At 52.3% G+C, this 1603-nt stretch carries 2 protein-coding genes; both read right to left on the bottom strand.

Features of this window, described 5'->3' with window-relative positions; translation table 11 throughout:
• A partial coding sequence (locus DS878_RS04980; RefSeq protein WP_113814892.1) for an ABC transporter permease occupies positions 1 to 815 on the bottom strand: 815 nt, incomplete at its 3' end.
• Positions 816 to 1177: 362 nt separating this feature from the next.
• The coding region (locus DS878_RS04985) for an ANTAR domain-containing response regulator (protein WP_148707067.1) at positions 1178 to 1603 on the bottom strand (426 nt) is incomplete at its 5' end.

Below are 1603 nucleotides of genomic sequence, written 5' to 3' on the forward strand. Positions count from 1 at the left end.
CGTGCGGCCATAGCCAGCGCTGTATCCAGCAGCATGCCGACGACACCCACGAGCAGAATTGCAGTGATGATGTTGGTGATTTCCAGGTTGTTCCACTCGTTCCACACGAAGTAGCCAATGCCTGTGCCGCCCACGAGCATTTCTGCAGCAACAATCACCAGCCAGGCTATCCCGATGGAAATGCGCATACCGGTCATGATGGTGGGTGCAGCTGCCGGCAGAATGACCCGGAAGGCAAGACGCAAGGGCTTGACTTCAAGAGTGCGGGCTACATTCATCCATTCACGCCGAACGCTCATTACGCCAAAAGAGGTGTTGATCATCATCGGCCAGACTGAACAAATGAAGATCACGAAGATCGAGGACATTTCCGCATCTTTGATCGTGTAGAGCGCAAGCGGCAACCAGGCGAGAGGGGAAATCGGTTTGAGTATCTGAATGATCGGGTTCAGTGCCCGGTTCCACAAAGGCGACATTCCAATGGCAAAGCCAATGGGTATGGCCACCAGAGCGGCCAGACCAAAGCCAATCAAAACCCGGCCGATACTGTATCCGATCTGTACTAACAGGCCCGGTTGGTCCGTCCCCGGATAGTGGAGAGGGCTGGCGAGATGAGACAGCACTGTACTGGCCACATCCAGAGGGCCGGGGAGATTAGAGCCTCCTTTGCTTGCAGAACCCATCAGGGCTGCATATTCCGCATCCATGCCGTGATCTTCAGCTGTGCCAGAGACATAAAATTGCCATACGATTGAAAACAGCGTTACCAGCAGCAAGGTGAGCAAGAAAGCTTTCAATCTGATCGTGTTCGTCATATCGGTTCTACCCTGCTTTTTTTCAGGCAAAAAAAAACGCCTTCCAATCTCTTGCTTGGCAGAGATTTAGAAGACGTCTTCGTAGTGTTCATTTTAGGAGCGCATTTGCACGGTCTCTACATCGAGCCTTCCTGTTATGGAAGGAGATGCATCTGCACTCACGGTTATATAAAGCAGTATCTGTGCCATCAGGCTGGACGCAAGATGGAATTTCCTAAAAAACCCTTTGGAACATGAAGTTGAATTTCAGAACATGACATTTAAAGTTGAAACCCGGCCTGACCTGGCCGTCTGAATTGCGCACCTTTCGGGCGCAAAGATTAACGTTTTGCGCTCGCCGCACCGATTGAGCGCGGTACCTGTCAGACCTTCGGCGAGTCCCTCAGTACTTGCCTGGCAATCGATACGATGGATTTTCGGTGATCCTGAGACATACGCCGGAGTTGTTTATGAGCTTCGGCTTCGCTCAGGTTGGAGTGGCGGATGATGTGAGCTTTTGCCTTGCTGATAGTCTTGTAATCCAGCAAGGTTTGTTTACTGGTGTCCAGCTCGGCTGCCATGGATTCCTGATTCAAAAATACCAGCATGGTTACTTCTATCAATGACTGTACGAGTGGCGCGGACAGGCCTTCGACTACGTATGCGTTGATGCCCGCCTGGGCCGCAGCCCGAGTCAGCTTTGGATCACCTTCCTGGCTTAGCATGATCATCGGCCGGGGGTGCCGGCTTTGCATGCCAGAAAGATGTTCCAGAGTGTCACGGCGCGGAGAGTGGGAGGCAATGACCAC

It is taken from the genome of Marinobacter sp. F3R11 (assembly GCF_003318275.1).
Taxonomy (GTDB): domain Bacteria; phylum Pseudomonadota; class Gammaproteobacteria; order Pseudomonadales; family Oleiphilaceae; genus Marinobacter.